Annotated in this window: 22 protein-coding genes and 1 tRNA gene; 16 read left to right on the top strand and 7 right to left on the bottom strand. The window is 48.5% G+C overall.

Features of this window, described 5'->3' with window-relative positions:
* Positions 1–83: 83 nt before the first annotated feature.
* A complete protein-coding gene (locus AC0L4K_RS16250; protein ID WP_417223716.1) occupies positions 84–263 on the top strand; it encodes a hypothetical protein in 180 nt (59 codons plus the stop codon).
* A gap of 109 nt (positions 264–372) precedes the next feature.
* Here AC0L4K_RS16250 and AC0L4K_RS16245 read toward each other — a convergent pair whose 3' ends face one another.
* Both AC0L4K_RS16245 and AC0L4K_RS16240 read right to left on the bottom strand, forming a co-directional pair.
* Positions 373–3,447 carry an efflux RND transporter permease subunit gene (locus AC0L4K_RS16245; RefSeq protein WP_473267191.1) on the bottom strand — a complete coding sequence of 1,025 codons (3,075 nt, stop codon included), beginning with the start codon at positions 3,445–3,447 and terminating at the stop codon, positions 373–375.
* On the bottom strand, positions 3,448–4,533 hold the full coding sequence (locus tag AC0L4K_RS16240) for an efflux RND transporter periplasmic adaptor subunit (RefSeq protein ID WP_417223719.1): 1,086 nt from the start codon (positions 4,531–4,533) through the stop codon (positions 3,448–3,450).
* 214 nt (positions 4,534–4,747) lie between these two features.
* Here AC0L4K_RS16240 and AC0L4K_RS16235 point away from each other — a divergent pair, with 214 nt between their 5' ends.
* The 4 genes from AC0L4K_RS16235 (at position 4,748) to AC0L4K_RS16220 (ending at position 10,645) form a co-directional block, all read left to right on the top strand.
* Positions 4,748–5,632 carry a LysR family transcriptional regulator gene (locus AC0L4K_RS16235; protein ID WP_473267190.1) on the top strand — a complete coding sequence of 295 codons (885 nt, stop codon included), beginning with the start codon at positions 4,748–4,750 and terminating at the stop codon, positions 5,630–5,632.
* A 112-nt stretch (positions 5,633–5,744) separates the two neighbouring features.
* The gene (locus AC0L4K_RS16230) at positions 5,745–6,440 is read left to right on the top strand and encodes a hypothetical protein (RefSeq protein ID WP_473267189.1); all 696 of its coding nucleotides are present in this window, start codon (positions 5,745–5,747) and stop codon (positions 6,438–6,440) included.
* Positions 6,441–7,589, top strand: a complete 1,149-nt coding sequence (locus AC0L4K_RS16225) for an exonuclease SbcCD subunit D (RefSeq protein WP_473267188.1) — start codon at positions 6,441–6,443, stop codon at positions 7,587–7,589.
* The gene (locus AC0L4K_RS16220; RefSeq protein ID WP_473267187.1) at positions 7,586–10,645 is read left to right on the top strand and encodes an AAA family ATPase; all 3,060 of its coding nucleotides are present in this window, start codon (positions 7,586–7,588) and stop codon (positions 10,643–10,645) included. The genes AC0L4K_RS16225 and AC0L4K_RS16220 overlap by 4 nt, the downstream gene beginning before the upstream one ends.
* 87 nt (positions 10,646–10,732) lie before the next feature.
* Here AC0L4K_RS16220 and AC0L4K_RS16215 read toward each other — a convergent pair whose 3' ends face one another.
* From AC0L4K_RS16215 to flgA, 5 genes are all read right to left on the bottom strand, one after another.
* On the bottom strand, positions 10,733–11,065 hold the full coding sequence (locus tag AC0L4K_RS16215) for a PBPRA1643 family SWIM/SEC-C metal-binding motif protein (protein ID WP_417223727.1): 333 nt from the start codon (positions 11,063–11,065) through the stop codon (positions 10,733–10,735).
* A gap of 243 nt (positions 11,066–11,308) precedes the next feature.
* Positions 11,309–11,385, bottom strand: a tRNA-Arg gene (locus AC0L4K_RS16210).
* A 158-nt stretch (positions 11,386–11,543) separates the two neighbouring features.
* Positions 11,544–12,035 (bottom strand): flagella synthesis protein FlgN, encoded by a 492-nt coding sequence (locus AC0L4K_RS16205; protein WP_473267186.1) that lies wholly within the window; start codon positions 12,033–12,035, stop codon positions 11,544–11,546.
* Positions 12,036–12,038: 3 nt separating this feature from the next.
* A complete protein-coding gene (flgM, locus tag AC0L4K_RS16200) occupies positions 12,039–12,362 on the bottom strand; it encodes a flagellar biosynthesis anti-sigma factor FlgM (protein WP_417223730.1) in 324 nt (107 codons plus the stop codon).
* A 118-nt stretch (positions 12,363–12,480) separates the two neighbouring features.
* Complete coding sequence (gene flgA, locus AC0L4K_RS16195; protein ID WP_417223731.1) at positions 12,481–13,182, bottom strand: flagellar basal body P-ring formation chaperone FlgA; 702 nt, start codon at positions 13,180–13,182, stop codon at positions 12,481–12,483.
* A 69-nt stretch (positions 13,183–13,251) separates the two neighbouring features.
* On the opposite strand from flgA, the gene AC0L4K_RS16190 reads away from it, so the two are divergent.
* The 11 genes from AC0L4K_RS16190 (at position 13,252) to flgJ (ending at position 23,591) form a co-directional block, all read left to right on the top strand.
* The gene (locus AC0L4K_RS16190; RefSeq protein ID WP_473267185.1) at positions 13,252–14,187 is read left to right on the top strand and encodes a chemotaxis protein CheV; all 936 of its coding nucleotides are present in this window, start codon (positions 13,252–13,254) and stop codon (positions 14,185–14,187) included.
* Between the two features lie 26 nt (positions 14,188–14,213).
* Complete coding sequence (locus AC0L4K_RS16185; RefSeq protein ID WP_473267184.1) at positions 14,214–15,059, top strand: CheR family methyltransferase; 846 nt, start codon at positions 14,214–14,216, stop codon at positions 15,057–15,059.
* A gap of 401 nt (positions 15,060–15,460) precedes the next feature.
* Complete coding sequence (flgB, locus tag AC0L4K_RS16180; protein ID WP_417223736.1) at positions 15,461–15,862, top strand: flagellar basal body rod protein FlgB; 402 nt, start codon at positions 15,461–15,463, stop codon at positions 15,860–15,862.
* Positions 15,863–15,864: 2 nt separating this feature from the next.
* Positions 15,865–16,299 carry a flagellar basal body rod protein FlgC gene (gene flgC / locus AC0L4K_RS16175; protein WP_417223737.1) on the top strand — a complete coding sequence of 145 codons (435 nt, stop codon included), beginning with the start codon at positions 15,865–15,867 and terminating at the stop codon, positions 16,297–16,299.
* A 30-nt stretch (positions 16,300–16,329) separates the two neighbouring features.
* A complete protein-coding gene (locus AC0L4K_RS16170; protein WP_417223738.1) occupies positions 16,330–17,001 on the top strand; it encodes a flagellar hook capping FlgD N-terminal domain-containing protein in 672 nt (223 codons plus the stop codon).
* Between the two features lie 15 nt (positions 17,002–17,016).
* Complete coding sequence (locus tag AC0L4K_RS16165) at positions 17,017–18,975, top strand: flagellar hook protein FlgE (RefSeq protein ID WP_473267183.1); 1,959 nt, start codon at positions 17,017–17,019, stop codon at positions 18,973–18,975.
* 163 nt (positions 18,976–19,138) lie between these two features.
* Positions 19,139–19,882: a flagellar basal-body rod protein FlgF gene (gene flgF, locus AC0L4K_RS16160; protein WP_417223741.1), complete on the top strand. Its 744-nt coding sequence runs from the start codon at positions 19,139–19,141 to the stop codon at positions 19,880–19,882.
* Positions 19,883–19,918: 36 nt separating this feature from the next.
* Positions 19,919–20,704, top strand: coding sequence for a flagellar basal-body rod protein FlgG (gene flgG, locus AC0L4K_RS16155; RefSeq protein ID WP_417223743.1), 786 nt, complete (start codon positions 19,919–19,921; stop codon positions 20,702–20,704).
* 22 nt (positions 20,705–20,726) lie between these two features.
* Positions 20,727–21,401: a flagellar basal body L-ring protein FlgH gene (gene flgH, locus AC0L4K_RS16150; RefSeq protein WP_417223744.1), complete on the top strand. Its 675-nt coding sequence runs from the start codon at positions 20,727–20,729 to the stop codon at positions 21,399–21,401.
* Positions 21,402–21,420: 19 nt separating this feature from the next.
* Positions 21,421–22,515, top strand: a complete 1,095-nt coding sequence (locus AC0L4K_RS16145; RefSeq protein ID WP_473267182.1) for a flagellar basal body P-ring protein FlgI — start codon at positions 21,421–21,423, stop codon at positions 22,513–22,515.
* 8 nt (positions 22,516–22,523) lie between these two features.
* A complete protein-coding gene (gene flgJ, locus AC0L4K_RS16140; protein WP_473267181.1) occupies positions 22,524–23,591 on the top strand; it encodes a flagellar assembly peptidoglycan hydrolase FlgJ in 1,068 nt (355 codons plus the stop codon).
* The last annotated feature ends 84 nt before the right edge of the window (positions 23,592–23,675 follow it).

Genomic DNA, 23,675 nt, shown 5'->3' with positions numbered 1-23,675 from the left:
TAAAAACCGAATATTGATAGCACCGAGAAAATGATAGTATGGGCACCGTCTCTGTTCATTTATCTGTATTTTAAGGCTCTGCTATGCTGCTTCATAATCGCAATATCATTCGTGTCGCCAAGGGTGACAGTGTCGCTAACTGCATCATTGTAAAAATGTGTTATGACTATGCTGTCGTTAAGTTTGAAGGTAAAGAATACCGTATCGCTTATGATGTGATCGATGAAGTGGTAGGGCACGAGCTGTTGGTCAGCATTGAATAACCGAGCGGATTTCAGCCTTGCGCTGTTGTTAGCTTAGCTCGATTGTCGGTTTCAAGTTTTGCTTTAGGCGGATGACACCCCGTTAGGTTAGGTGTCATCCGTTTTTAGCTTATTGGTTAGCTCGTGCTGGGCGAGGTATGCGATAGACCATGGTGTAAAGGACTGGTACCACGATCAATGTCAGAATCGTCGCAAAGCCCAGGCCAAACATGATGGTGACCGCCATCGATTTAAAGAACACATCGAATAGTAGTGGGATCATCCCCAGGATGGTTGTAATGGCCGCCATGGCCACGGGTCGCACCCGGCTGATAGCCGAATGGAAGACCGCTAAATAAGGCTCCTTACCCTGAGATAGCTCGAGGTTGATCTGATCAACCAGGACAATACCATTCTTAATCAGCATGCCTGACAGGCTGAGTAAGCCGAGTAGCGCCATAAAGCTAAACGGCGCATTCATGACCAATAAGCCAAACGATACCCCGATGAGTGCCAACGGTACGGTCGCCCAAATAACCAAGGGTGCTCGTACCGAATTAAACAGCAGTACCGTAATGATAAACATGCACAGATAACCCAGTGGTAAGCCACCGAACAGCGCTGCTTGGGCATCACTAGATGATTCATATTCGCCGCCCCATTCGAGTGTATAACCCGGTGGTAATGGAATCGCTTCAATGCCTGGACGAACCCGGTTGAACAGGGTAGCGGCGGTTTCATCGCCGAGTACATCGTGATCGGCCATTACCGTAATCGTGCGCTTACGGTCTCGGCGAATAATCAGCGAATCTTCCCAGTCTGTTTTAAAGCCGTTGGTTACCTGTGTAATGGGTACATAAGCGTTAGTGGCCTGACTGTAGACTTGCAGCTCTGGTAGGCTGTCAATCGTTAGACGCTCTGCCTGAGGGGCTCTGGCGATAATCGGCAGTAATTTAGTGCCTTCGCGGTAGAGGCCAACCTGTTGCCCTGAGAAGGTGGTCAGTAGTAAGGTATCGATATCTTGTTTGCTGATACCAACGCGGCGAGCCATCGCTTCATTAAATTGGGGCCGAATGACTTTGCTCCGTTGACGCCAATCGTGACGAATATTGCGTGCCCCAGGATCGGCCTTTAAGAGTGTGACAGCCTCGCTGGCTAAACGCCGCAATTCATCCGGATCAGGGCCACTGAAGCGAGCTTCGATCTTGGCATCGGTGGATGGACCAATTTCCATGCGCTTGATTTTAAACTGTGCCTGTGGGTAGTTAGCGTTCATATGCGCTCTTAGATCGGTCATTACGCTGGGCAATGCATCTCTATCTTGCACCCGAATAATAAGCTGGCCAAAGGCCGCATAGGATTTTTCCGGTGCATAGGTCAGCATAAAGCGTGGTGCGCCTCGTCCGGTGGTACTGGTTACCTGTTCAACCTGTTTGTGCTGCAGTAGATAACGCTGAATCGACTCGACATCCGCTTGGGTTTCACGGATATCAGAACCCTGATAACGCCAGTAATCCAGATAAAACATCGGCGTGTTAGATGGCGGAAAGAACGATTGTTTTACCTGACTGAAGCCCATGATCGCTGTAGCAAACAACACCACCATCATGATAACGGTGAGAAGACGAAAACGCATACAGAGGTGTAACAGCGCTTTATAGACCGTAAATATAACCCCTTGATAAAGCTCGGCATCAGTTTCGTCGGTATTGCGCACGGTGGCATTTTCTTTAAACATCAGGTCGGCGAAAAAAGGCGTGAGGGTGATCGCGGTTACCCAGCTGAGCAGCAGTGAGATCAGCAACACCCAAAACAGACTGCCGGCAAACTCCCCTGAGGCATCTGCGGACAAACCAATCGGCGCAAATGCCGTAATCGCAATCACGGTGGCCCCTAGCAGCGGTAGATTCGTCTGGCGAGTAATCTCTAATGCGGCTTGGAGCTTTGTTTGGCCTTTCTTGAGACCAATGAGAATCCCTTCAGTAATGACGATGGCGTTATCCACTAACATACCTAACGCAATAATCAGTGCACCTAGGGATATTCGCTGTAGCTCGATATCAAATAGCTTCATAAAAATAAAACTACCGAATACGGTTAACAGCAAAATCAGACCGATCAGTACGCCACTTTTTAGCCCCATAAAGATCAGTAGTACGGCAATGACAATCGCGACGGCTTCCACCAGACTCAGCATGAACGACTGCATCGAGTTATCCACCTCTGCCGGTTGGTTATAGACGCTGCTCACTTCCATACCGATAGGGCGCACATATTCGAGCTCGGCCATGCGCTCTTTAACCGTTTGGCCGATCTCAATCACGTTAACTCCGCTGCTGAAAGAGATGCCGACTAATAACGCCTGATGGTTGTTGTAGTTAATGATGTTCTTCGGCACTTCGGCATAGGCGCGACTGATACTGGCGACATCCCCTAGGTACACCAACTGCGAGGTGCCTGGGTTGGATACTAACAATCCTTCCAGCTCTTTGACGCTATTGAACTCACCGGTGGGGTGTAAGCGGATATATTCACTATCGACTTTAATGCTACCGGCATTTGATACTTGATTCTGAGTCTGTAGTAATTCATAGATACGGTTAGCGGGGATGCCCAGCGCTGAAAGCTTGCTACGGGCAATCTCAACCACGACTTCTTCTTGCTGTTCACCGGCGACAGTGACTTTGCCCACTCCTTTGATTAGCACCAATTCGCGGCGGAGATAGTCGACATAGTCTTTCAGCTCTTCATATGAATAACCATCGCCATTGACCGCCAGTAAGACGCCGTAGACATCACCAAATTCATCCAGCACCGTTGGCGTAGCGACGCCGGGGGGCAGCTGGCCTTCAAGGTCATTGACCTTGCGTCGCAACGAATCCCAGATCTGTTGCAGATCATCTTTGCGATAGGTGCTTTTCATCTCAATAATAATCTGCGATAAACCGGCCGATGAGATCGAAGTAACGTAATCCACATAAGGTAGTTGTTGCACGGCATTTTCAAGCGGGTAGGTGACTTCCTCTTCAACCTGTTTGGGAGATGCGCCCGGATAGGCGGTGGTAATCATCGCTTGTTTGATCGTGTAAGAGGGGTCTTCTAAACGGCCTAACGCGTTATAGGCAATGATCCCGCCGACCAAGAGCAAGAGTGTGAACATCCAGCTGGTGACGGGGCGTTTAATCGAGTACTCGGTCAGCTTCATTTACAGACCTCCCTCTCTGTTCCAAGGACGCACCTGTTGACCTTCGGTTAAGAAGTTAGCACCAACGGCCACTACCTGATCACCGGGTTCGATACCGCTTTCAATCACAATGCCTTGCTGGGTGATTTCGCCCACGGTTACTGTTGCTTGATGTACTTGCTGGGTTTGTGGGTCATACTTCCAGATAAACCGCTGACTATCTGTCAGCGGTGCGCCTTCAGCGACAAATACCGCGCCGACGGGCAGCATCAGACGGGTATTGTTGAGATCGGTCACTTTTGATAGATCGATCTGAATACTGGCCGCCATCCCCGGTAAAACATTAAAGGAGGTGGGGGTCGGCATAGAGAATACCACCTTGTAGGTCAGCGTTGAGGGATCGGCTTGGGTATCCCACTCTTTAACGTCGACCAGGAAGTGTTGATCCGGGTGAGTGTCGAAGACGACAGTTGGCTGATAGCCGGTATCGGCTCTTACCCGCGAGATAATGTTTTCCGGCATCTGAATAGTGATGTCGATTTGATCGCTAGTTTGTAACAGCAATACGGTCTGTTTAGCCTGAATATTTTCATGTTTTTCGACATCGACTTTAGCAATAGTGCCGCTGAAGGGAGCACGCAGGTAAGTGTATTCCAGATCTGTTTTGGCCACATTGTATGAGGTTAATGCCACTTTGAGTTCAGCGCTGGCTTCATCGTAGTTGGATTGCGAGATGAGCTTGCGTTCGAACATCGTTTTGGCCCGTTCAAACTGCGAGCGGGCGAGTTCATAGCGAGCCTGACGGTCATCGAGTGATAACTTGTAATCTTTTTGATCTAGCCGCGCTAGAACCTGTCCTTTACTGACTTTATTACCGGGTCGTACGAGTACTTGTGATATCTGTCCGCTCACCCGGAAGGCAAGCTTAGCACCACCATTGGCTTCAACTTCGGCGGGAAAGCTACGCACATCGGTCAAAGTGGGATTTGTTACCTGAAATATCTTTGCCGGGCGAATAAGGTCAGGGGCTGGGGCGACGTCACTGCTGTCACTACAACCGGTTAGGGCAACGAGTAAGACCAGAAAAGAGATCGATGAAACCTGCATGCAAAACCTCTAAAGATGTTTTCGATGAATAAAACCGGATGACGGTTTTTATCGATTGAATAGCGAAAGTGTTTGCCTCTGTGTCGAAACGGATTATAACCGTCGGTACTTTGGCATGCGCGGCGTAATATTCGCCATTGAACGATGAAATATATGTCAGACTCTGGTTAAATAATATTCATTATTTTTTACCAAGATGTTAAATATAATTTATATGACATTAGATCAGTTACGTACCCTCAGTAAAATTGTCGAATGCGGCTCCCTTAAACTGGCGGCTGAGAGTCTGCATAAGACTCAGCCGGCTCTCTCGATGGCGATAAAAAAGCTTGAAGAGGAGTATGGTTTTAAGATTCTTAACCGCGACAGTTATCGACTGAGTTTGACCGAGGAGGGGCGATCTTTCTACCGTAAAGCTCAGGAGTTGTTGTTAACCAGTCAGCAGCTTGGTTCACTTGGACAGCATCTGGGCGCCGGTAATGAGCCGTTAATCCGTTTTGCATTGGATCAAGCCTGCCCTTATTCACAGATTTTGAATGTGCTCAAACAGTGCCAACAGCAATATCCGTTGACGGAATTCAAAATCTTTGAGAAATCCCGCTTTGGGGCCTTAGAGATGTTACAAACCGGTCAAGCGGATCTTGTGGTTAGCCCTTGGTGGCCGACGCTTTATGCAGCGGGTGATTTTGATACGCTGCAGATTGGTCATTTTAATATCTTGCTGGTCGCCGCCCCCGAGCTATTTCCTATGGGCGTGAGCCATTCTGAGCAGCTAAAGTCACAGGTACACTTAACAGTTGAAACCAGTATTTTTAGGTTTGATTCGGATAGTATTATGTTGGACAAAGGGGTTCGTAAGTGGAAAGCGCAGGACGGTTTTACCGTCAAACAACTGCTGCTGGCCGGGCTAGGTTGGGGCTATGTGCCTGAACATTTGATTACCCATGAGCTTGAGCGGGGGGAGTTGGTTCGCTTAACGCCTAAAGATATTGAGTACAGTGTATCCGGTGAGGTGCGCTTAATTCGTAGTCTTGAGGTGAGTTTAGGGCCTGTGGCCAGCATGATATGGCATTCTTTTTCGCAGGGGGCGCATGCCTAAAGCTGGGCAGGGGTAGACATAGGGCATGTGGTCTCTGTTAGGGTGTCAGGTATTAGCTAAATAGTACTTTCCGTTAACATTGGCAAAGATGGACTTTTTAACAGGAGGTTATATGGCTTACAGGGAGCTTAAACAGAAGCATAGGGCATTGCGCGAGGTCTTTCATACTAATCTGTCGTTGCGCACCCATCGAGCTTTAAGCTGGTTAGACCGGGCAGAGCAGAGTGCCGGTGATTTGGATGCGCAATTTATTTTTCTCTGGATAGCCTTCAATGCCGCCTATGCGACCGATATTGACGAACAATACCGCTCAACAGAGAAAGGTATGTTTGAGTCCTTCTTTAAAAAGCTGGTGGACCTCGACAGTGAAGATCGCTTGTATCATCTTGTGTGGGCTGAATTTTCCAGTTCTATTCGGGTGTTGCTTGATAATCAGTATATTTTCCAACCCTTTTGGGATTCTCACAACGGTAAGGTTCCAGAAGATGAATGGAAGCAGCGTTTTCAGCTGTCGAAGCGCAAAGCCGCCAATGCGCTGGGCAATCGCGATACCGTACAGGTGTTGTCGGTGGTGTTTAGACGCATCTATACGCTGCGTAATCAGATCATTCATGGCGGTTCAACCTGGAGTAGTCAGGTTAATCGCAGCCAGTTAAATGACTGTACCGCCTTGTTATTTAAAGTCATTCCCGTTCTTATTGATTTGATGATGGATCACCCGGAACAGCTCTGGGGGATGCTTTTTACCCGTTTCTCGCGGATGATTGAGTACTATAATGGCGCGATGATTGGTGCATGGACACAGTGAATGAAATTTATACATACCTCGGATTGGCATATTGGCCGCTTGTTTCAGAACATCTCGCTGCTGGATGATCAACTCTATGTGTTACAGCAGCTAAAGCGTTATGCGATTGAGCATCAGATAGATGCGCTGGTGGTTGCCGGCGATATATTCGACCGTTCGGTGCCCCCCGCCGATGCGGTGGATGCGTTGAATTGTTTTTTAGATGAATTCACCCGCGCGTTAAATATCCCGGTGATCATGATTTCGGGCAATCATGATAGTGCTAAACGGCTACGTTTTGGCGCTCAATATATGCAAGACGCAGGGGTCTATATATTGAGTGATATCCATAACATCGAAACGCCGATAGAGGTTACCTCCGGCGATGAGTTAGTGCGTTTTTATGGCATTCCCTATCACGATCCGGTTGAAGTGAGGGAGGCATTTGACTGTGATGTGCGTAGCTATGATGAGGCGCACACTTACCTGGTCGATAAAATTAAACCGCAGTTAGCCAACGGCATTCCCTCGGTGCTAATCAGTCACTGCTTTATCGATGGCGCACAGGAGTCAGACTCGGAACGTCCTCTGTCGATTGGTGGTGCCGACCGGGTCAGTTATGAGCCGTTATCTGATTTTAGCTATGTAGCCTTGGGACACCTGCACGGGCCGCAATATAAAGGCCATGAGCATATTCGTTATTCGGGCTCGTTGATGAAATATTCGTTTTCCGAATATAAGCAGTCAAAGGGGGTAACGCTGGTGGAGATATCGCCAACCGGAGAGGCCTCATATGAACACTTGCCATTGCAGCCCAAACGAGAGCTAAGGGTTCTTGAAGGTGAGCTGGAAACGATTATAGAGCAGGGGCGAACAGATGAAAAAAACGATGACTATTTACTGGTTAAGCTGACCGATTGCAAAGATATATTAGACCCTATGGGACAATTACGGGCGGTGTACCCTAATGTCCTGCAATTAGAGCGGTTAAGTTTTGCCGTTAGCAGCGGTAATCGTCTAGTCACTGACCTTGGTAATCGAAAAACCGAACTGGAAGTGTTCGATGATTTTTTTGAGCAGGTAATGGGGGAAGGGTTGTCTGAGGCGCAAACTGAGCTGTTGAGCGAAACCATTAATGAAGCAAAAAACCTATTGGCGGGTATGGAATGAAACTGCAAACACTTGAGCTTCAGGCCTTTGGCCCCTTTGCCGGTAAGGAAGTGATTCATTTTGATGCGTTAGGCGATAATCCATTGTTCTTGATCGATGGGCCGACGGGCGCGGGAAAATCGTCCATTTTGCATGGTATCTGTTATGCCCTCTATGGTGAGACGACCGATTCTGAACGTAAAGATCAAGGGTTGCGATGTGATTTTGCCGCTGCAGAATCCCTCACTAGCGTAACCCTAACATTCAAGATTAAAGATCATCGTTATCGTATCACCCGAGTGCCAACTCAGATGCGTCCAGCCAAGCGCGGCGATGGTGAAACGGAAGAGAAAGCCTCAGCACATTTAAGAGAGGTGTTAGAGGATGGCACAGAAACAACCTTAGTGGCGAAAAAGAAAAAAGATGCCGATGAGCGTATTCGCGAGATCGTCGGGTTGACGGCAGAACAGTTTCGGCAGGTCATGGTATTACCGCAGGGTAAATTCCGAGAACTCTTGTTGGCAAAATCAGATGATCGACAAACCATACTTTCGACTCTATTCGAAACCGGCTTATACAAGCAGATTGAACTGCTGTTAAAAGATAAAGCCGGCAATATTGAGCGGGAGAATAAAGCGTTTGAGCTGCGAATTGATGATGCTTTAGCCGATGTCGGTGTCAATAGTCTGGAAGCGCTGCTGGAAAAGCGACAGGCAGAAGAGGAACGACTAACTCTAGCGACAGCGCAGAAACAGCAGTGTACGGCGGTGTTGCAACGTCAGCAGCATCAAGCCACCGCCGCCCAAGAGATTAAGAGTCGCTTTGAACAACGAGCGGGGTTAAAAACGCAGCTTGCGCAAAAGCAGGCTGAGGTTGAGAACATCAATAAGATTCGCCGGGCTATTGTTCAAGGCGATGCGGCCTTTGATATAGCACCGTTGTGGCGTGATGCACAAAACAGTCAGAAAAATGTTATGGAGCAGCGCGGCGCGGTTGCTCTCATTGAACAACAACGTGTCAACGCTGCACATCAGACGCAGATAACGGCGGCTGAGTTAGTTGCGGCGACCAGCCGTTATAGCCAGCGGGATGGCTTAATCTCGCTGGCGCAACGTCTTAGCGATTATCAGGCGCAACTGAGCGGTTATGAACAGATACAGGTGCGGCTGAGCCAAACAGTACAACATGAACAGCAATGTCTGCGCGAAAAAGCGCAACAAAAGGCTCAGTATCAAACACTAATCGAGCAGATTAAGGGCCATAAAGACGCAATAGAGCAACGTCAGCAACGGCTACAGAATAAAGCGAATATCGTGCAGTCGATCCATACAGCTAAGGAAATTTTTGAACAGCGAAAAGCGTTGGATGAACAGCAAACGCTGCGACAGAGCCTAGAGACTAAAACGGCTGAGGCTGGGCGTCAGCGTGATTTAGCCAAAAGGCAGTACCAGACAGCCGAACAACACGCCGATCAACTTGAGATGCGTTGGTTTAGTAGTCAGGCAGCTATTCTGGCGGCAAAGCTTGAACAAGATGTTCCTTGCCCGGTATGCGGTAGCATTGAGCACCCATCCCCGGCGTCCTTTGAGTCGGATGCTGCTTCTGTGGATAAAGAAGGGGTCGAATTGGCGCGCCAGCAACAAAAGGCGCAGCAGAACACTTACAATCTCAGTGAGAAAAACTATCAGGATGCGCTGCGCTTGCTGCAAGAGTGTGAACAGCAGGTTCAACTGCTTATCGGTCAGCTAGGCGATCTAGCATCGCTTGAGTTAGATCATTTTAAGCAGCAGTTGTCCGCGCTTGAAACTCAGCTTCAGCAGACTGACCAAGATGAGCAACAGCTTGCTGCCTTAAGACAAACCTTGAACCGGGATGAACAGGCTTTAACGGTCTTAAACGATGTTATTACACAGCAGGAAGAGCACCTGCGTCAGGCGAGTGCCAAGCATGCTGCGGCACAGGCTGCGCTGATGGCGGCGGAGAAAAATCTGCCGGATGAATATCGTGATTTAACGACCCTTAATCAAGCTTTAACTCAGGTGCAGCAGCAGATCGAGCTGTTAGAAAGGGATTATGGCTCCGCTCAGGCGAAGGATAAGGAGCAACAACAAATACTGTCTGCATTCGGGGTTAGGTTAGAAGAAGCCGGTATACAGCTATCTAAACTGACTGATCAGGCGCAATTGTCGGCAGCTGCGTGGGAGCAAGCACTGCAGGAGAGGTTTGCTTCTCAGGCTGCGTTTGATGACGCCCTGTTGGATCGAGAACAGCTTAAAGCGCTGCGTCAGACAGTCGCCGATTATGATGATTTGGTTAAACAGCTCGCGACTCAGACCGATATGCTGGACGCTGCGCTAGAGGGTAAAGCCCAACCGGATCTTGACGCTATATCGAGTGCGGTTGAGCAGGCTGAGGCTGAATTCACTTTAGCGGATCAAGCGTGGATTGACAGCAAGACTGCGCTGGCTCGACTCAACGGTGTGGAAAGTAAAATCGCCGAGATTAAACGGCGCCAACAAAGTATCCGTCAAAAATATGAAGTCGTCGGGGCGCTATCAAAAGCCGCATCGGGCCAAGGTAATGTGAGAGTGAGTCTCGAACGTTTTGTGCTGGGGACTCTACTGGATACGGTGTTAAGTGTAGCGAGTCAGCGGTTACACCTAATGAGTAAAGGGCAGTATCGTTTGGTGCGGCAGAATGAGCAGGCGCAAAAGCGTAATGTCACCGCAGGGCTTGATCTCGCTATTGATGATGCTTTTACCGGCAAGGTGCGTCCGGTGGCAACGCTGTCGGGCGGCGAGTCATTTATGGCGTCGCTATCCCTCGCGCTGGCGTTATCCGATGTCGTGCAGCAGCGTTCGGGGGGAATTCAATTGGATACACTGTTTATCGATGAAGGCTTTGGTAGCTTAGATCAAGAGTCTTTACAGTTAGCCATCAATGCCTTGATCGACTTACAGTCTACGGGGCGTGCCATCGGTATTATCTCCCATGTATCTGAATTGAAAGAGCAGATGGCATTGCGCATTGATGTGATTGGCTCACGGGAGGGTAGTACGGTGCGCGTGGTTACCTAACTCTCCGGGGTATGACAGGATAGGGGGAGTTTGTCCCCTATCTTTAAAGTTCGTAGTATGTGAGCGGGGCTGTGGATAACGGCCTTTTTAGCCGCAACACTTTTTGAATTTTTTACCGCTACCGCAAGAGCAAGGGGCGTTCCTTTCCGGTGTCTTTTCACTATGCACGGTTTTCGGGGTGGTCAGCAGAGCGGTGAGTGCAGCGATATTTTCGTCAATACTGGCATCAACGGTGACTTTAACCACCAGATCATGCTCAGCGGCAAGCGCCTCGACTTCCTGTTGCCGCAATTCAGAGGTCACGTTCACGAGCAATGGGCTGATCTCACTCCCCATTTTCACTTTTGCTTTGGTGTTATAACCGCTTTTACCGTAGTTACCCATGATATCGGGAGTACCTTTATAGAAACATTTAGACATGGGTGACTCCTGGTGATTGTGTCATCGAATTGCTCCATTACGCGACGGGAGCAGGATTCTAACAGTTAACGGAGGGGAACGGTAATCTCTATAGCCGGTATTCCTATTGTCCGCTTTTTATTGTGCGACCGAGACAGTTATATCTAGCGTCGATATTTTCGATAAAATGTTGGCAGACACGGATGCGTGATGGTATCTGGGGTTATGTTATTAGGATGGTGAACGGTAAAAAGCAATAATGTATGGTGAGGATGGAGGGAATTGAACCCCCGACCTGCCCCTTAGGAGGGGGCTGCTCTATCCAGCTGAGCTACATCCCCATACACGTTTTGATGTCCCGATGCATAGGTCAAGGTTATGCATATGTAATCCCGCTCAAAGCCTTAGCAAGGCTCGATTTGATCGAATGAACTGGGGAGACAGTGGCGTGAATTCTACTTGTTCCGAGGGCGGAGGTCACGGGGAAATGCTAAAAAAATCAGGCTTTTCCGAGACTGTTTTGTGCGGCGTAGTTACCTTTTCCGCCACTCTGATTATAGAGTGTGTTTTTCTGGTTCTGTCCACGCAGAATACTCATGAGCTGTTCTAGGTTGCGACTGTTACGGCTGATGACGATTTCATTACGCTTATTCTTGTCATTGACCTGTCGCAAAACTATTTCGAGCTCGCTCCAACCGTGTTTGAACGCGTGAGCGTCTGCTTCATTAAGTCGAGATTGGTAATCAGCTAAGCCGGCTTTATTGGGGGTAATGCCCGCCGCGATAAAGAATTGGTTACGGCTTTGATTATTTTCTTCAAGTTGCTGCAGCACGGCAGTTTTTTGCTCAACCAATGTTTGTAATTCAGCCACGTCACGCTGCTGCAGAGCGTGATACTCAGCATCAAGTAGTTTATTGAGTGTGGTGAGAAAACCAATGCCCTGAGTCGTCAGAGCATTAATTTGGTCGAGCGGCGGTAGATTCGTTGGCATCAATTAATCCAACAAACTTTCTAACTGAAATAAGCCGCGAGCCGTGCTCTCATAGTTAATCTGATAGCTACCGCTGTCGATTGCGGCTTTTAGATCGGCTACTTTTTGTTCGTCCACTGTAAAACCTTCTTCGACCACTTGGCCGGCGGTTTTTTGGACAGCCTGTGCCGCATCGCTCAGGCTTACACCAGACGAAACAGTAGACTCTGTCGCAGTCGGTGACTGGGATTGCGATTTGCCACTCTCGGTCGCAGGTTGTTCACTTACCTTTGCACGAGAGTTAGCCGCCTGTGAAGAAGACGTTAAGCCCGTGATATCAATAACCATTTTCTGGTCCTCATGCTGTTCTATACACAGCTATCGGCGAGTCGATGGGAAACTTTAACGATATTTGTAAAATTATGATCCCAGTATAGCAGCTCAAATATCAGCCGGCGAGATGCGCTTAGCGGCCATTTACAGAGATCACGCCTTGGCTCTTAACGTAGCCATGAACCTGTTTGCCTGAACGGTTATTAATCACTGAGATTTGTTCGCCTAAGGCACCATCTTGTTGTGCGGTGCCGGTCATCCGTACGGACATTGGGCCTTTGTTAGCCTGAATATAGACGACATCACCTTTGCGGATCAGCAGTTTTTTTTCAACCAAGTTGGGGGAGATAACTTGGTTGGCTGCGATCGAACGTTTCATCTCTCGGCCGATCAGTTCGCCCGGGTTGGTAAAATAGGGTGATGTAAGCCGTTTAATATCAAATGCTTTCAGATAAATATCAGAATCACCCAAAATGGTACCTTTGGTTAAGGCGCGACTTGAGATGACAATGGGCTGCCATTGTTCGACGGTGGCGGTGATGAAAATGGTCCATGCAGGTCGGTGGCAGATCGCTTTTGCCGAGATGCGGTTTGCCCTGCTAGGCGCATGAGTAAAGGTTATCGGCTGATTGCAGTGGCGTTTATCGAGGGCTTTGGCTAATGGTTTAACGTTGACAACAGTGCGAGCCATTGGGTGGCTAACCTGATACTGTTGTTCTAGGTAATGTTGCGCTTTGAGAGCAATTGAATTCGATTCTTCTGCCAGTGCGCCCTTTACTGGCACCGCTAACATCGCTATAAGTGTGATTATTGTGGAGAATGTATATTTTTTCACGCTGAATCCGGAAGTTCGCATTGCAACCGAGTTGGCAATGTTCAGGTAACGCTTAGTACAGAGAGCATCATGTCAGGTATAAACAGTACTGTAAACCAACGCACGAATATGGCAGGCCAAAACCGCCTTGAGCTGCTTTTGTTCGGACTTAATGATGACCAGACTTATGGCATCAATGTGTTTAAAGTTCGCGAAGTTCTCACCTGTCCTGAGTTAACCGGGATTCCTAAGCAGACCACCGCCTTGAAAGGGTTGGCACATATTCGTGGCGAAACGATTCCGGTTATCGATCTGTCGCAGGCCATTGGTGGTGAGCCAGTTGAAGCTAAAGATCGCCATGGGTGCTTTTTGATCGTGTCAGAGTATAACCGTCGTGTACTGGCGTTTTTGGTACGTAATGTTGATCGCATTTTACCGGCCAAGTGGGATCAAGTAAGTCCTCCGCCGATTGAAACCAATGAAAAGAACTACCTTACCGCAGTGGTGCAGTATGAGAGTGGTTTGATTGAGATTCTTGATGTTGAACAGGTGTTAGCTGACCTTATTCCGGTGAGTACCGAGGTAAAGTCGACTATGATTACTGAGAGCGTTAAAAAAAGCGCTGCCGGCTATCGTATTTTAGTGGTGGACGATTCCAGTGTGGCTCGTACACAGGTGAAGAAGGCGCTGGAGAATCTTAATATCAATGTGACCACGGCCAATGACGGTCAGGCGGCATTAGACATGCTGACTCAATTGGCTGACAAAGAGCAAAAAGTAACCGATATGTTTTTAATGGTTATCTCAGATATTGAGATGCCACAGATGGATGGTTATACCCTTGTTAAGCGAATCCGTGAGGACATTCGCCTAAAGTCCTTGTATGTTATGTTGCATAGTTCTCTGAGTGGTCGTTTTAACTTGGCGATGGTCAAACGGGTTGGTGCTGATGCGTTTATCGGTAAATTTAATCCGGATGAATTGGCTGAAGCCGTTGTTAAGCGAATAGAGTCAGTAGAGGGGTGAGTGATTCAACCCTGTATGGGGGAAGAGTGTTAGAGGATAATAAAATAAGGATTACTCAATCAGAGTTTGACCAATTTTGTCAGTTTCTTGAGGAAGCGTGCGGTATTTTGCTGGCAAAACATAAGCAATATCTGGTGGAGAGCCGACTAGGTAAAATCCTTATTGACGGTCAGTATGGCTCATTAGGGCAGTTAGTCACTGTGCTCAAACAGCCGGGTAATAGTCGCCTAAAAGAACAGGTCATCAACGCGATGACTACCAATGAAACCCTATGGTTTCGCGATATTCACCCCTACGACATTTTAAAGCAAAAATTACTGCCTGAGCTCGCCATCAATGGCTCTTCCCAGCGTTTAAAAATCTGGTCTGCAGCCTGCTCAACCGGTCAAGAACCTTACTCTATCAGCATGATTATTGATGAGTTTAAACAGGAAAATCCTGGTACTTTCAGGCTGGGTGAAGAAATTGTCGCGACTGATATTTCTACCCGAGTACTTGAACAGGCGCGGTTGGCTGAATACGAGATGCTGGCGCTAGGGCGAGGGTTGTCCCAAGACCGATTAAAAGCGTTTTTTGAACCCGCGGCATTAGATGCTTGGAAGCTGATGCCTAAGATCAAAAACAAAGTTACCTTTAGAGAGCTGAACCTGCTGGGGACCTACCCGGGTATTGGTCCGTGCGATATTGTCTTTTGTCGTAACGTATTGATCTATTTTTCTACTGAACGTAAGCGCGATATTTTAATGAAAATTCATAAGACCCTTAAACCCGGTGGCTATCTGTTATTAGGGGCTTCAGAGTCGATCGGTGATCTGCATACCTTGTTTGATATGATTCACTGCCGTCCGGGCATCATCTATAAAGCTAAATAGCTAGGCGTACTGGCGGCAATCCTGCGACGCTCTCTTGTGTTTTCTTACTGAGTTACAAAACTGAATCGGACCTTAGCGGGGCCCGCACTTGCGTGGCTGCTGATTTTTCAGTGGGCGAAGATAATAATCTGAACATCCCTTTGATCCATAAGCGGCTCGCATATAGTTTCAGACCTGAGACTGACGGTTCTTATGCACCATTAGGCAAACAAGACTGTCTGTTTACGCATTGGCGTTCACATTGCCGCCTGCTCGTTTATCTTGCCGCTTTGCCGCTATTTCCCGGATAACGATTGCCGCTTTTACTTGTTCTTAAATATAACTCTATGTATTTAAATGATATTTAAGTTTTGGTATCGCTTTTGCATTATCTGGGTATCTAAACACTTTGAGGCAAACTGATGGCGATTAGCTTTGATAAAGCACTGGGGATTCATGAACAAGCCGTGGGCTTGAGAATTCAACGTGCTGAAATTCTAGCCAACAATATCGCCAACAGCGATACGCCGAATTATAAAGCTCGGGATATCGATTTCGAAAGTGTTTTGCAAGGTGTTCAACATGGTCAGCAGCCTTTAAAAATGAGCCGCACCAGTGAGGGACACAATAGTGGTTTGATCAACGCCGATTTTGCATCAGAGTTGATGTATCGAATTCCCAGTCAGCCGAGTGTTGATGGGAATACGGTGGATGTTCAGGCTGAGATGGCGCGCTATACCGAGAATGCGATTGATTATCAGGCGTCGTTTGAGTTTCTGAATAAAAAATTTAAAGGTCTTAGCAGCGCGATTAAGGGTGAATAACCATGTCTCTAGGTAATGTTTTTGATATTGCGGGTTCGGCCATGAGCGCACAAACCGTGCGCCTGAATACCACTGCCAGCAATATGGCGAATGCCGAGAGTGTTAGCAGCAGTGCTAATGAAACTTATCGCGCCCGTAAGCCGGTGTTTGAATTGAAACAGATGGGTAACACTCAGCCAGGCAGTGCGCCGTTAGGTGTGCAGGCGGGGCAGGGTGTGGCGATCGCAGGAATTGTTGAAAGTGATGCGCCCCTGCGTCAGGAATACAACCCGGATCATCCGATGGCCGATGAAAATGGTTATGTTCACTATCCCAATGTCAATGTTGTAGAGGAGATGGCGGACATGATCTCTGCGTCACGCTCTTTTCAAATAAATGCTGAGATCATGAATACAGCTAAACAGATGATGCAACGGGCACTCACTCTGGGGCAGTAAGCCCAGAAAGCCTGATGTGAGGTATATGTTATGAGTGTTAACGACGTTTCAGGAACGCAATCGATCTACGATCAGATCAATACGCAGAATCAGAGCAGCACTACATCGACTACGTCGAGTAACGATGATAGTGAGATGTTTATGAAGCTGATGATTGCGCAGCTACAAAATCAGGACCCAACCAGCCCGGCCGAAACCAGCGAATTCATGCAACAGATTGCCAGCATGAGTACGGTTGAGAATATCGCCAAGCTGAATACAACGATGGAAACGATGTCTGCATCGCTACTGTCGAGTCAGGCGGCGCTTCAGGCATCATCGATGATTGGTCAGGATATTTATGCCAATACCGATGTGGCGAAGGTGGCCGAATCGGGTGAAATTCGCGGCATCGTTGAGTTGCCGGTTAGCACAGAAAATTTACGTGTCTCTATCTATGACAGTGCTAATAACCTGGTCGATGAAGTTGAGATGGGTAGTCAAAGTGCCGGAGACCATTACTTTGCTTGGAGTGCGGGGGATCGTCCTGCCGGTGAGTATCGAGTGGTTGCTGAAGCACAGGTTGATGGAAATTACGAAACAGCGAGCAGTTTTATTGCTTATAACGTCAATAGCGTCACGCTGGGGCAGAATGGTATCGGCATGAAAGTAAATACCGATGCGGGCTCAGTCGACTTTAGCGATGTGAAACGAATAGGTTAAAACGGAGAGAATATCATGGCGGGTTTTAATACTGCGATAACAGGTTTGAAAGCGGCGTCGACTAATTTAGATGTGACCGGCAACAACATCGCTAACTCCAGTACCGTTGGTTTTAAAGCCTCCCGTACCGAGTTTGGTGATATCTATGCAACCGCAGTGGTGGGGGCGGGTTCAAGCAATGTTGCGGGCTCCGGTGTTACCGTCACGGATATTGCACAAAACTTTGAAGCAGGAACCACCGAGTTCACCAGTAACAACTTGGACCTTGCAATTAATGGTTCTGGTTTCTTCCAGTTAGATGATGGTCAGGGTGGTGTAACCTATACCCGTGCCGGCGCTTTTGAGCTGGATAAAGATGGCTATATTGTGTCCAAAACAGGTAAGTATTTACAGGGTTATGGTTTGGATTCTGAGGGCAACCGCTTGCCGATTCAAAACTTAGCAGTGGATCAGAAAGAGAGCCCACCTAAGGCAACGAATAACATTGGTTTGTCCTTCAATATTAATGATGGGGCGGATCCGACGTTGTTAAGCACGCCTTATGATAAAGATGAACCGGCGTCGTTTACCTACAGCACAACGGTCAGAACCTTTGATAGCCTAGGTAATGAAAATACTATTAAATACAATATGGTCGAGCAACGCCCTGTTAGGGATGTTTATACAGTTGATGTGACTTTTCCTGACACATTAACTATCAGTGGTGTTGATGTGGACTTTGATGCAGCAGGGATCCCAGATCCAATTCATCTGCAGACGCTGAAGAATAACGATAACCGTATTGATACCTCGACGTTACAGTTTACCCAGGACGCTACTGCGGCGGCGGGTGTGGGGTCGGTAAGCTTTGAAACCTATGCTAAATACAGTAGCTATGGCGATATGCTGATCAATGATAGTGCTGGTGTGAATATTACTCCTGAACCAACCGAGCGTGATGCCAACGAAAACTATTCTTATACGCTGGCGGTACCAACGGCAGACACTAAGCTGGAAATCGGCGGTGTTGCGATTGAAATATCTACTAGCCCTTCCGCTCCAACACTGAATAATATTGCGGATCTGATTACCGCGAGACAAACTGATATCAAAGATCGTAACCCTAATGTTGAGTCGGTCACCGTGGTAGAAGAGGGTGGTGATTTTCGCCTCGATATTCGCTTTAAAGCAGAATACGGCAACATCGGTTCTGAATTCAGTGTGACAGAAACCGATATAGCAACCGGTGCTGCTAGTACAACAGTATTGACGGCTGATGCGGATAGAACATTTGAAGGTGATGATTCTTATCGTGGTCAGTATCAGATGTATGCCTACCTGAATGGCACTGAGTTGCTGGATATCGGAAAGAGCGTTGACCCTGGCGAATCAGGTTTTTCAGTTGATAGCGACGAAACGCTAAGTGAGGTTGGTTCGGTCATGCTGGGTTTCGATCCCACCTCTGGTTTTTTGAATAGTGTTAATGGTACGAGTTTTGCCCAAGGGGCAACGGCACCGGCATTAACTGTTGCGGGTGCTGATCCAGCGAATACTGAAACCTTGATTGATCTAGATCTGTCGAATAGTACTCAGTTTGCTTCTGCATCCATTGTAAAAGCCTCCTCTCAGGATGGTTATACTAAAGGTGATTTGATCGGCGTCAGCTTTGCTGAATCCGGTGAAATGGTGGCGAGTTTCTCTAACGGTGAAACCCAAAATTTGGGTGTGGTAGCCTTCGCAACCTTTGAAAATCAATCAGGTTTACAGCCTGCCGGTGATACTGAATGGGGTGCAACGCTCACTTCTGGTAGTGCAGTACTTAACCCGCCGGGTACGGGTCTGAATGGTAGCTTGCGTTCTGCTGCACTGGAGCAGTCAAACGTCGATCTGTCGACAGAATTGGTAAGGTTGATCGAGGCACAGCGTAACTTCCAGGCGAACTCGAAAACACTGGAAACACTGAATACTGTGACTCAGGCGATTCTCCAAATCTGATTCTTGGATTTAAGTGTATTGATACTAAGGCGACCTCGGTCGCCTTTTTTGCGTCTAAATGACAGGTTGGCACAAGCATTGCATTTTACCTGTTAGTAAATTTAAACCACTAAAGCGGCAATTGATGACCGTTTTAGTGTGAAGGCGGCAAACGGGGTATCCAATGGATAAAGTGTTGTATCTGGCAATGAGCGGCGCGCGCGAAAATATGCGCTCTCAGCAAGCCCACGCGAACAACCTTGCAAATGCGACGACAACGGGTTTTAAGGCTGATTTCGCCCAAGCACGGGCGATGCAGGTTGAAGGAGATGGCTTTGCTTCAAGGGTATATGCCATGGCTGAACGTCCAGGCACCAACATGTCCACGGGCACGCTGATGCAGACCGGGCGATCAATGGACGTGGCTATCGATGGCGATGGCTGGATTGCAGTGATGGATGCTGAAGGTAATGAAGCCTATACCCGTCAGGGTGAGCTGCAGATCAATAGCCTAAACCAACTCGTTACCCACGCAGGCGATCGGGTGATGGGTAATGGCGGCGTACCGATCACTTTGCCACCCTTTGAACAGCTGGATATAGGCGGTGATGGCACGATTACCATCCGACCTGCCGGTGATGCGGCTAATGCATTGGCGATACTCGATCGTATTAAATTAGTAAATCCTGAGGCGGGTGAACTGTTTAAAGGCGTGGATGGCATGATGCATGCCGGCAATAATCAGCCGCTGTTGCCGGCCGCCGATGTGAAAGTTCGTTCCGGTTTTCTTGAATCAAGCAATGTTAACTCGATCTCAGAGCTGACATCGGTTATCGATTTAGCCCGTCAGTTTGAGATGCATGTGAAGATGATGAAGACCGCAGAAGAGAACTCCTCAGCGGCTACTAAAATATTGTCACTTCAATAACAGAATAATGATGAATAACGCAGGTGGAGAATAAGTATGCATGGAGCCCTATTTGTAGCAAAAACGGGTCTGAGCGCGCAGGATACCTCCCTGAAAATTATTTCCAACAACTTGGCAAACGTCAGTACCGTTGGATTTAAAAAAGATCGCCCAGTTTTTGAAGATCTGATGTATCAGATCCAGCGTCAGCCCGGTGCGCAGACCGCTGAAGAGTCGCAACTGCCCTCAGGCTTACAGTTAGGCTCCGGTGTGCGGGTTGCTGGCACGCAAAAGCTGTTTCAAGAAGGCGAATTGGAAACGACGGGTGAATCCTTCGATATCTCTATTCAGGGCCGCGGCTTTTGGCAGATCACCATGCCTAATGGTGAAACCGGTTATACCCGACACGGGCAGTTTCAGCTGAACTCTGATAATGAAATCGTTACCTCTGAAGGTTATCTGTTAGAGCCCGGTTTGACGTTGCCTGCAGAAGTACAGTCGATGACCGTTGGTGTGGATGGTGTGGTCAGTGTGGTGGTGCAAGGCAGTCCTGACTCGCAGGAAATTGGCCAACTGCAACTGGCTGACTTTGCTAACCCTCAAGGGCTGCAATCCTTTGGGCAAAACCTCTACCTAGAGACGGCGGCGAGTGGTAATGCAACGCTGTCAAACCCTGGTGAAGGGGGGACGGGGCAGTTACGTCAGGGCATGTTGGAAGGCTCTAACGTCAATGCCGTCGAAGAGCTGGTGAATATGATTACCACTCAGCGGGCTTATGAGATGAACTCTAAAGTAATCTCCACCGCTGACCAGATGTTGTCCTACGTGACGCAGAATCTGTAAACCTGAGTAGAGGAGGTAACCGATGAAATTACGCCTAATCATGCTGGCCGCCGCTCTGATCTTAGGGGGCTGTACGAGCACCGCGCCTAAGCCTGATAATCCGCGCTTTGCTCCGGTACGCCCTCAGGCGATGCAGGCTCCACGGGAAATTACCGGCTCGATCTTTAACGCCGCCACCAGTAATAGTCTCTATGGTGATGGCCGGGCGCATCGGGTAGGTGACATTATCACGATCGTTTTGGAGGAGAGCACCTCGTCAACGAAAAGTAATAAAACCTCGGTGGATAAGTCGAACTCACAAACCCTGGCATCGCCTACCATCTTTGGTGTGCAACCGACTATTTTAGGTAAGCCTTTGAGTATCAGTAGCGGTGACTCAAATACAGAGTTTGAAGGTGAAGGCTCATCCGATATGAGTAATAGCCTCGATGGCAATATCACCGTGACTGTGCATGAAGTGCTGCCTAATGGCTTGATGATTGTTAAAGGTGAGAAGTGGTTAACCCTGAATCAGGGCGATGAATATATCCGCGTCAGCGGTATGATTCGGCCACAGGATATCTCCAGCAGTAACACTGTTAACTCCACTCAGTTGGCCGACGCGCGGATTACCTATAGCGGCTCGGGTGCGTTGAATGATTCCAACTCGATGGGTTGGTTGTCGAAATTCTTTATTGGTCCATTGTGGCCATTCTAAGCGAATGATGCGGAGAAAAATGATGACTCGTTTCTGGATAATCGCTTTAACTGCCGTGTTGTTAAGCGGCACGGTTAATGCTGAACGCATAAAAGACCTAACCTCTGTCGCTGGGGTACGTAGTAACCAGTTGGTTGGTTATGGTTTGGTGGTGGGTTTAGATGGTACGGGTGATAAAACGTCATTTACCTCGGCCACCTTTCGCAATATGTTGAATAACTTCGGTGTGGCCATTCCGCCGAATATTAACCCCTCGTCAAAAAATATTGCGGCGGTCGCGGTGCATGCAGACTTGCCGCCCTTTGCCAAACCGGGTCAGGTAATTGATGTCACTGTATCGACTATCGGTGATGCCAAAAGCCTGCGCGGTGGTAGTTTGATTATGGCACCGCTGAAAGGAGCCGATGGGCAGATCTATGCGATCGCTCAGGGTAATCTTGTGGTCTCAGGGTTTGGTGTGCAAGGCTCTGACGGTTCACGTTTATCACTGAATGTTCCTAGTGTTGGCCGTATCCCGGGTGGGGCTTCGGTAGAGCGTACTGTGCCCAATGCATTTGGCCAAGGTGATAGCCTTGTACTGAATCTGAACTATGCTGACTTTACTACTGCGCGGCGAGTCGCCGAACAGGTCAATAGTTTGCTTGGCCCCGGCATGGCACAAGCGATGGATGCAACCTCTATTCGGGTTTCAGCGCCCCGCGATCCTAATCAGCGGGTATCATTTCTCTCGGTGCTCGAAAATCTTGAGGTACAGCCGGCACAGGAAGTAGCGAAAGTGATTATTAACTCACGTACCGGCACCATTATCATTGGTCAGAATGTTCGCGTATCTCCGGTGGCGATTACTCACGGCGGCATGACCGTTGCGATCACCGAGGATCTCAATGTCGACCAGCCCAATGCGTTGGCGGGTGGTGATACCGTGATAACCCCGCGCACCGGTATTGAAGTGGATGCTGGCAGTGGCCATATGTTTGAATTTTCCCCGGGCGCTTCACTACAAGATATTGTTGAAGCGGTGAATCAAGTAGGTGCTGCGCCGGGTGACTTAATGGCTATTCTTGAGGCGCTACGGCAAGCCGGTGCCCTGAAAGCTGAATTAATTGTGATCTGAGGCTGACAATGAAAACCGATTCGACTCAACATGCCCAGCTATTCACCGAATTAGGTGAGATGAATAAGCTACGTCAGCAGGCCAAGGACAAGGATCCAGCAGCACTGCAGGCGGTGGCTGAGCAGTTTGAACAGCTGTTTCTTAATATGTTGGTCAAAAGTATGCGTGAGGCGAATGCCAGTTTTTCTGAGGATAGTTATTTCAACAGCCCGCAGGTGGAGTTTTATCAGCAGATGGGCGATACCCAGCTGACCAAAGAGATCGCCGAAAATAAAGGTTTTGGTTTGGCTGAAATCTTGGTACGGCAACTGGGCGGCAATATCGATCCGCGCATGGGCGAAGAGGAAGAGGATAATCGCCTCAAGCCGTTGTCAGAGTCGGAACGGATGTTAAATCGCACCGTCGATACTGCTGCGAGTATGGCGGCATCCGCTATTCTAGGTCAGGCGCAAGCTCAGGCACGGGCAGCCGAAAAAGCCGAGGAACTGGACGGGCAGCAGAGTGCTGTGAGCGCACCCGAAACAGACGTGAAGAGTGTTACCACGGAGCAACTTAAGCCTGAGGCCGAATCACAGCCGCAGCGCTTTGATAGCCCTGAGCAGTTCGTGGCGACATTACTGCCATTGGCTGAGAGTGTGGCTGCAGAGTTAGGTGTCGATCCTAAAGTGTTATTGGCGCAATCCGCGTTAGAGACCGGTTGGGGACGTTACTTGGTTCAGACCCCTGAAGGGACGAGCCATAACCTATTCAATATTAAAGCGGATAGCCGCTGGTCGGGTGAAAAAGCTCAGGTGGGAACCGTCGAATTTCGTGATGGGGTTGCTCAGCGGGAACAAGCAGCATTTCGGGTGTATGACTCCTATGAACAAAGCTTTAGAGATTATGCCGATTTTCTGCGCGGTAGTGCGCGTTATCAAGAAGCATTGGAGCAAGCCGGCGATCCTTATCGCTATCTCAGTGGCTTGCAGCAGGCGGGCTATGCCACTGATCCTGAATATGCAGCGAAGATTAGTCGAATATTTGATGGGGATGTTCTGGCCGGCCTGAATGCCGGTTCAGGCACTAAAGAAAGTTAGCCGTTGGCCGCTATAGAGAGCAGTATCAAGGTGAAACCTGTCTGCTCCCTGCTTTGCCGATAGAGTATTCCCGGGAGTTTATAT

It is taken from the genome of Amphritea sp. GJ51-11 (assembly GCF_055808735.1).
This window is presented reverse-complemented; position numbering and strand designations above follow the sequence as displayed.

Coding starts and splice junctions, on each gene's coding strand:
- flgB (WP_417223736.1), top strand. CDS start 15,461: ATGGCGATTAGCTTTGATAAAGCACTGGGGATTCATGAACAAGCCGTG.
- AC0L4K_RS16190 (WP_473267185.1), top strand. CDS start 13,252: ATGTCAGGTATAAACAGTACTGTAAACCAACGCACGAATATGGCAGGC.
- AC0L4K_RS16240 (WP_417223719.1), bottom strand. CDS start 4,533: ATGCAGGTTTCATCGATCTCTTTTCTGGTCTTACTCGTTGCCCTAACC.
- AC0L4K_RS16145 (WP_473267182.1), top strand. CDS start 21,421: ATGATGACTCGTTTCTGGATAATCGCTTTAACTGCCGTGTTGTTAAGC.
- AC0L4K_RS16220 (WP_473267187.1), top strand. CDS start 7,586: ATGAAACTGCAAACACTTGAGCTTCAGGCCTTTGGCCCCTTTGCCGGT.
- AC0L4K_RS16230 (WP_473267189.1), top strand. CDS start 5,745: ATGGCTTACAGGGAGCTTAAACAGAAGCATAGGGCATTGCGCGAGGTC.
- AC0L4K_RS16170 (WP_417223738.1), top strand. CDS start 16,330: ATGAGTGTTAACGACGTTTCAGGAACGCAATCGATCTACGATCAGATC.
- flgG (WP_417223743.1), top strand. CDS start 19,919: ATGCATGGAGCCCTATTTGTAGCAAAAACGGGTCTGAGCGCGCAGGAT.
- flgJ (WP_473267181.1), top strand. CDS start 22,524: ATGAAAACCGATTCGACTCAACATGCCCAGCTATTCACCGAATTAGGT.
- AC0L4K_RS16235 (WP_473267190.1), top strand. CDS start 4,748: ATGACATTAGATCAGTTACGTACCCTCAGTAAAATTGTCGAATGCGGC.
- AC0L4K_RS16215 (WP_417223727.1), bottom strand. CDS start 11,065: ATGTCTAAATGTTTCTATAAAGGTACTCCCGATATCATGGGTAACTAC.
- flgH (WP_417223744.1), top strand. CDS start 20,727: ATGAAATTACGCCTAATCATGCTGGCCGCCGCTCTGATCTTAGGGGGC.
- AC0L4K_RS16165 (WP_473267183.1), top strand. CDS start 17,017: ATGGCGGGTTTTAATACTGCGATAACAGGTTTGAAAGCGGCGTCGACT.
- AC0L4K_RS16205 (WP_473267186.1), bottom strand. CDS start 12,035: ATGCCAACGAATCTACCGCCGCTCGACCAAATTAATGCTCTGACGACT.
- AC0L4K_RS16250 (WP_417223716.1), top strand. CDS start 84: ATGCTGCTTCATAATCGCAATATCATTCGTGTCGCCAAGGGTGACAGT.
- AC0L4K_RS16225 (WP_473267188.1), top strand. CDS start 6,441: ATGAAATTTATACATACCTCGGATTGGCATATTGGCCGCTTGTTTCAG.
- flgM (WP_417223730.1), bottom strand. CDS start 12,362: ATGGTTATTGATATCACGGGCTTAACGTCTTCTTCACAGGCGGCTAAC.
- AC0L4K_RS16245 (WP_473267191.1), bottom strand. CDS start 3,447: ATGAAGCTGACCGAGTACTCGATTAAACGCCCCGTCACCAGCTGGATG.
- flgF (WP_417223741.1), top strand. CDS start 19,139: ATGGATAAAGTGTTGTATCTGGCAATGAGCGGCGCGCGCGAAAATATG.
- flgC (WP_417223737.1), top strand. CDS start 15,865: ATGTCTCTAGGTAATGTTTTTGATATTGCGGGTTCGGCCATGAGCGCA.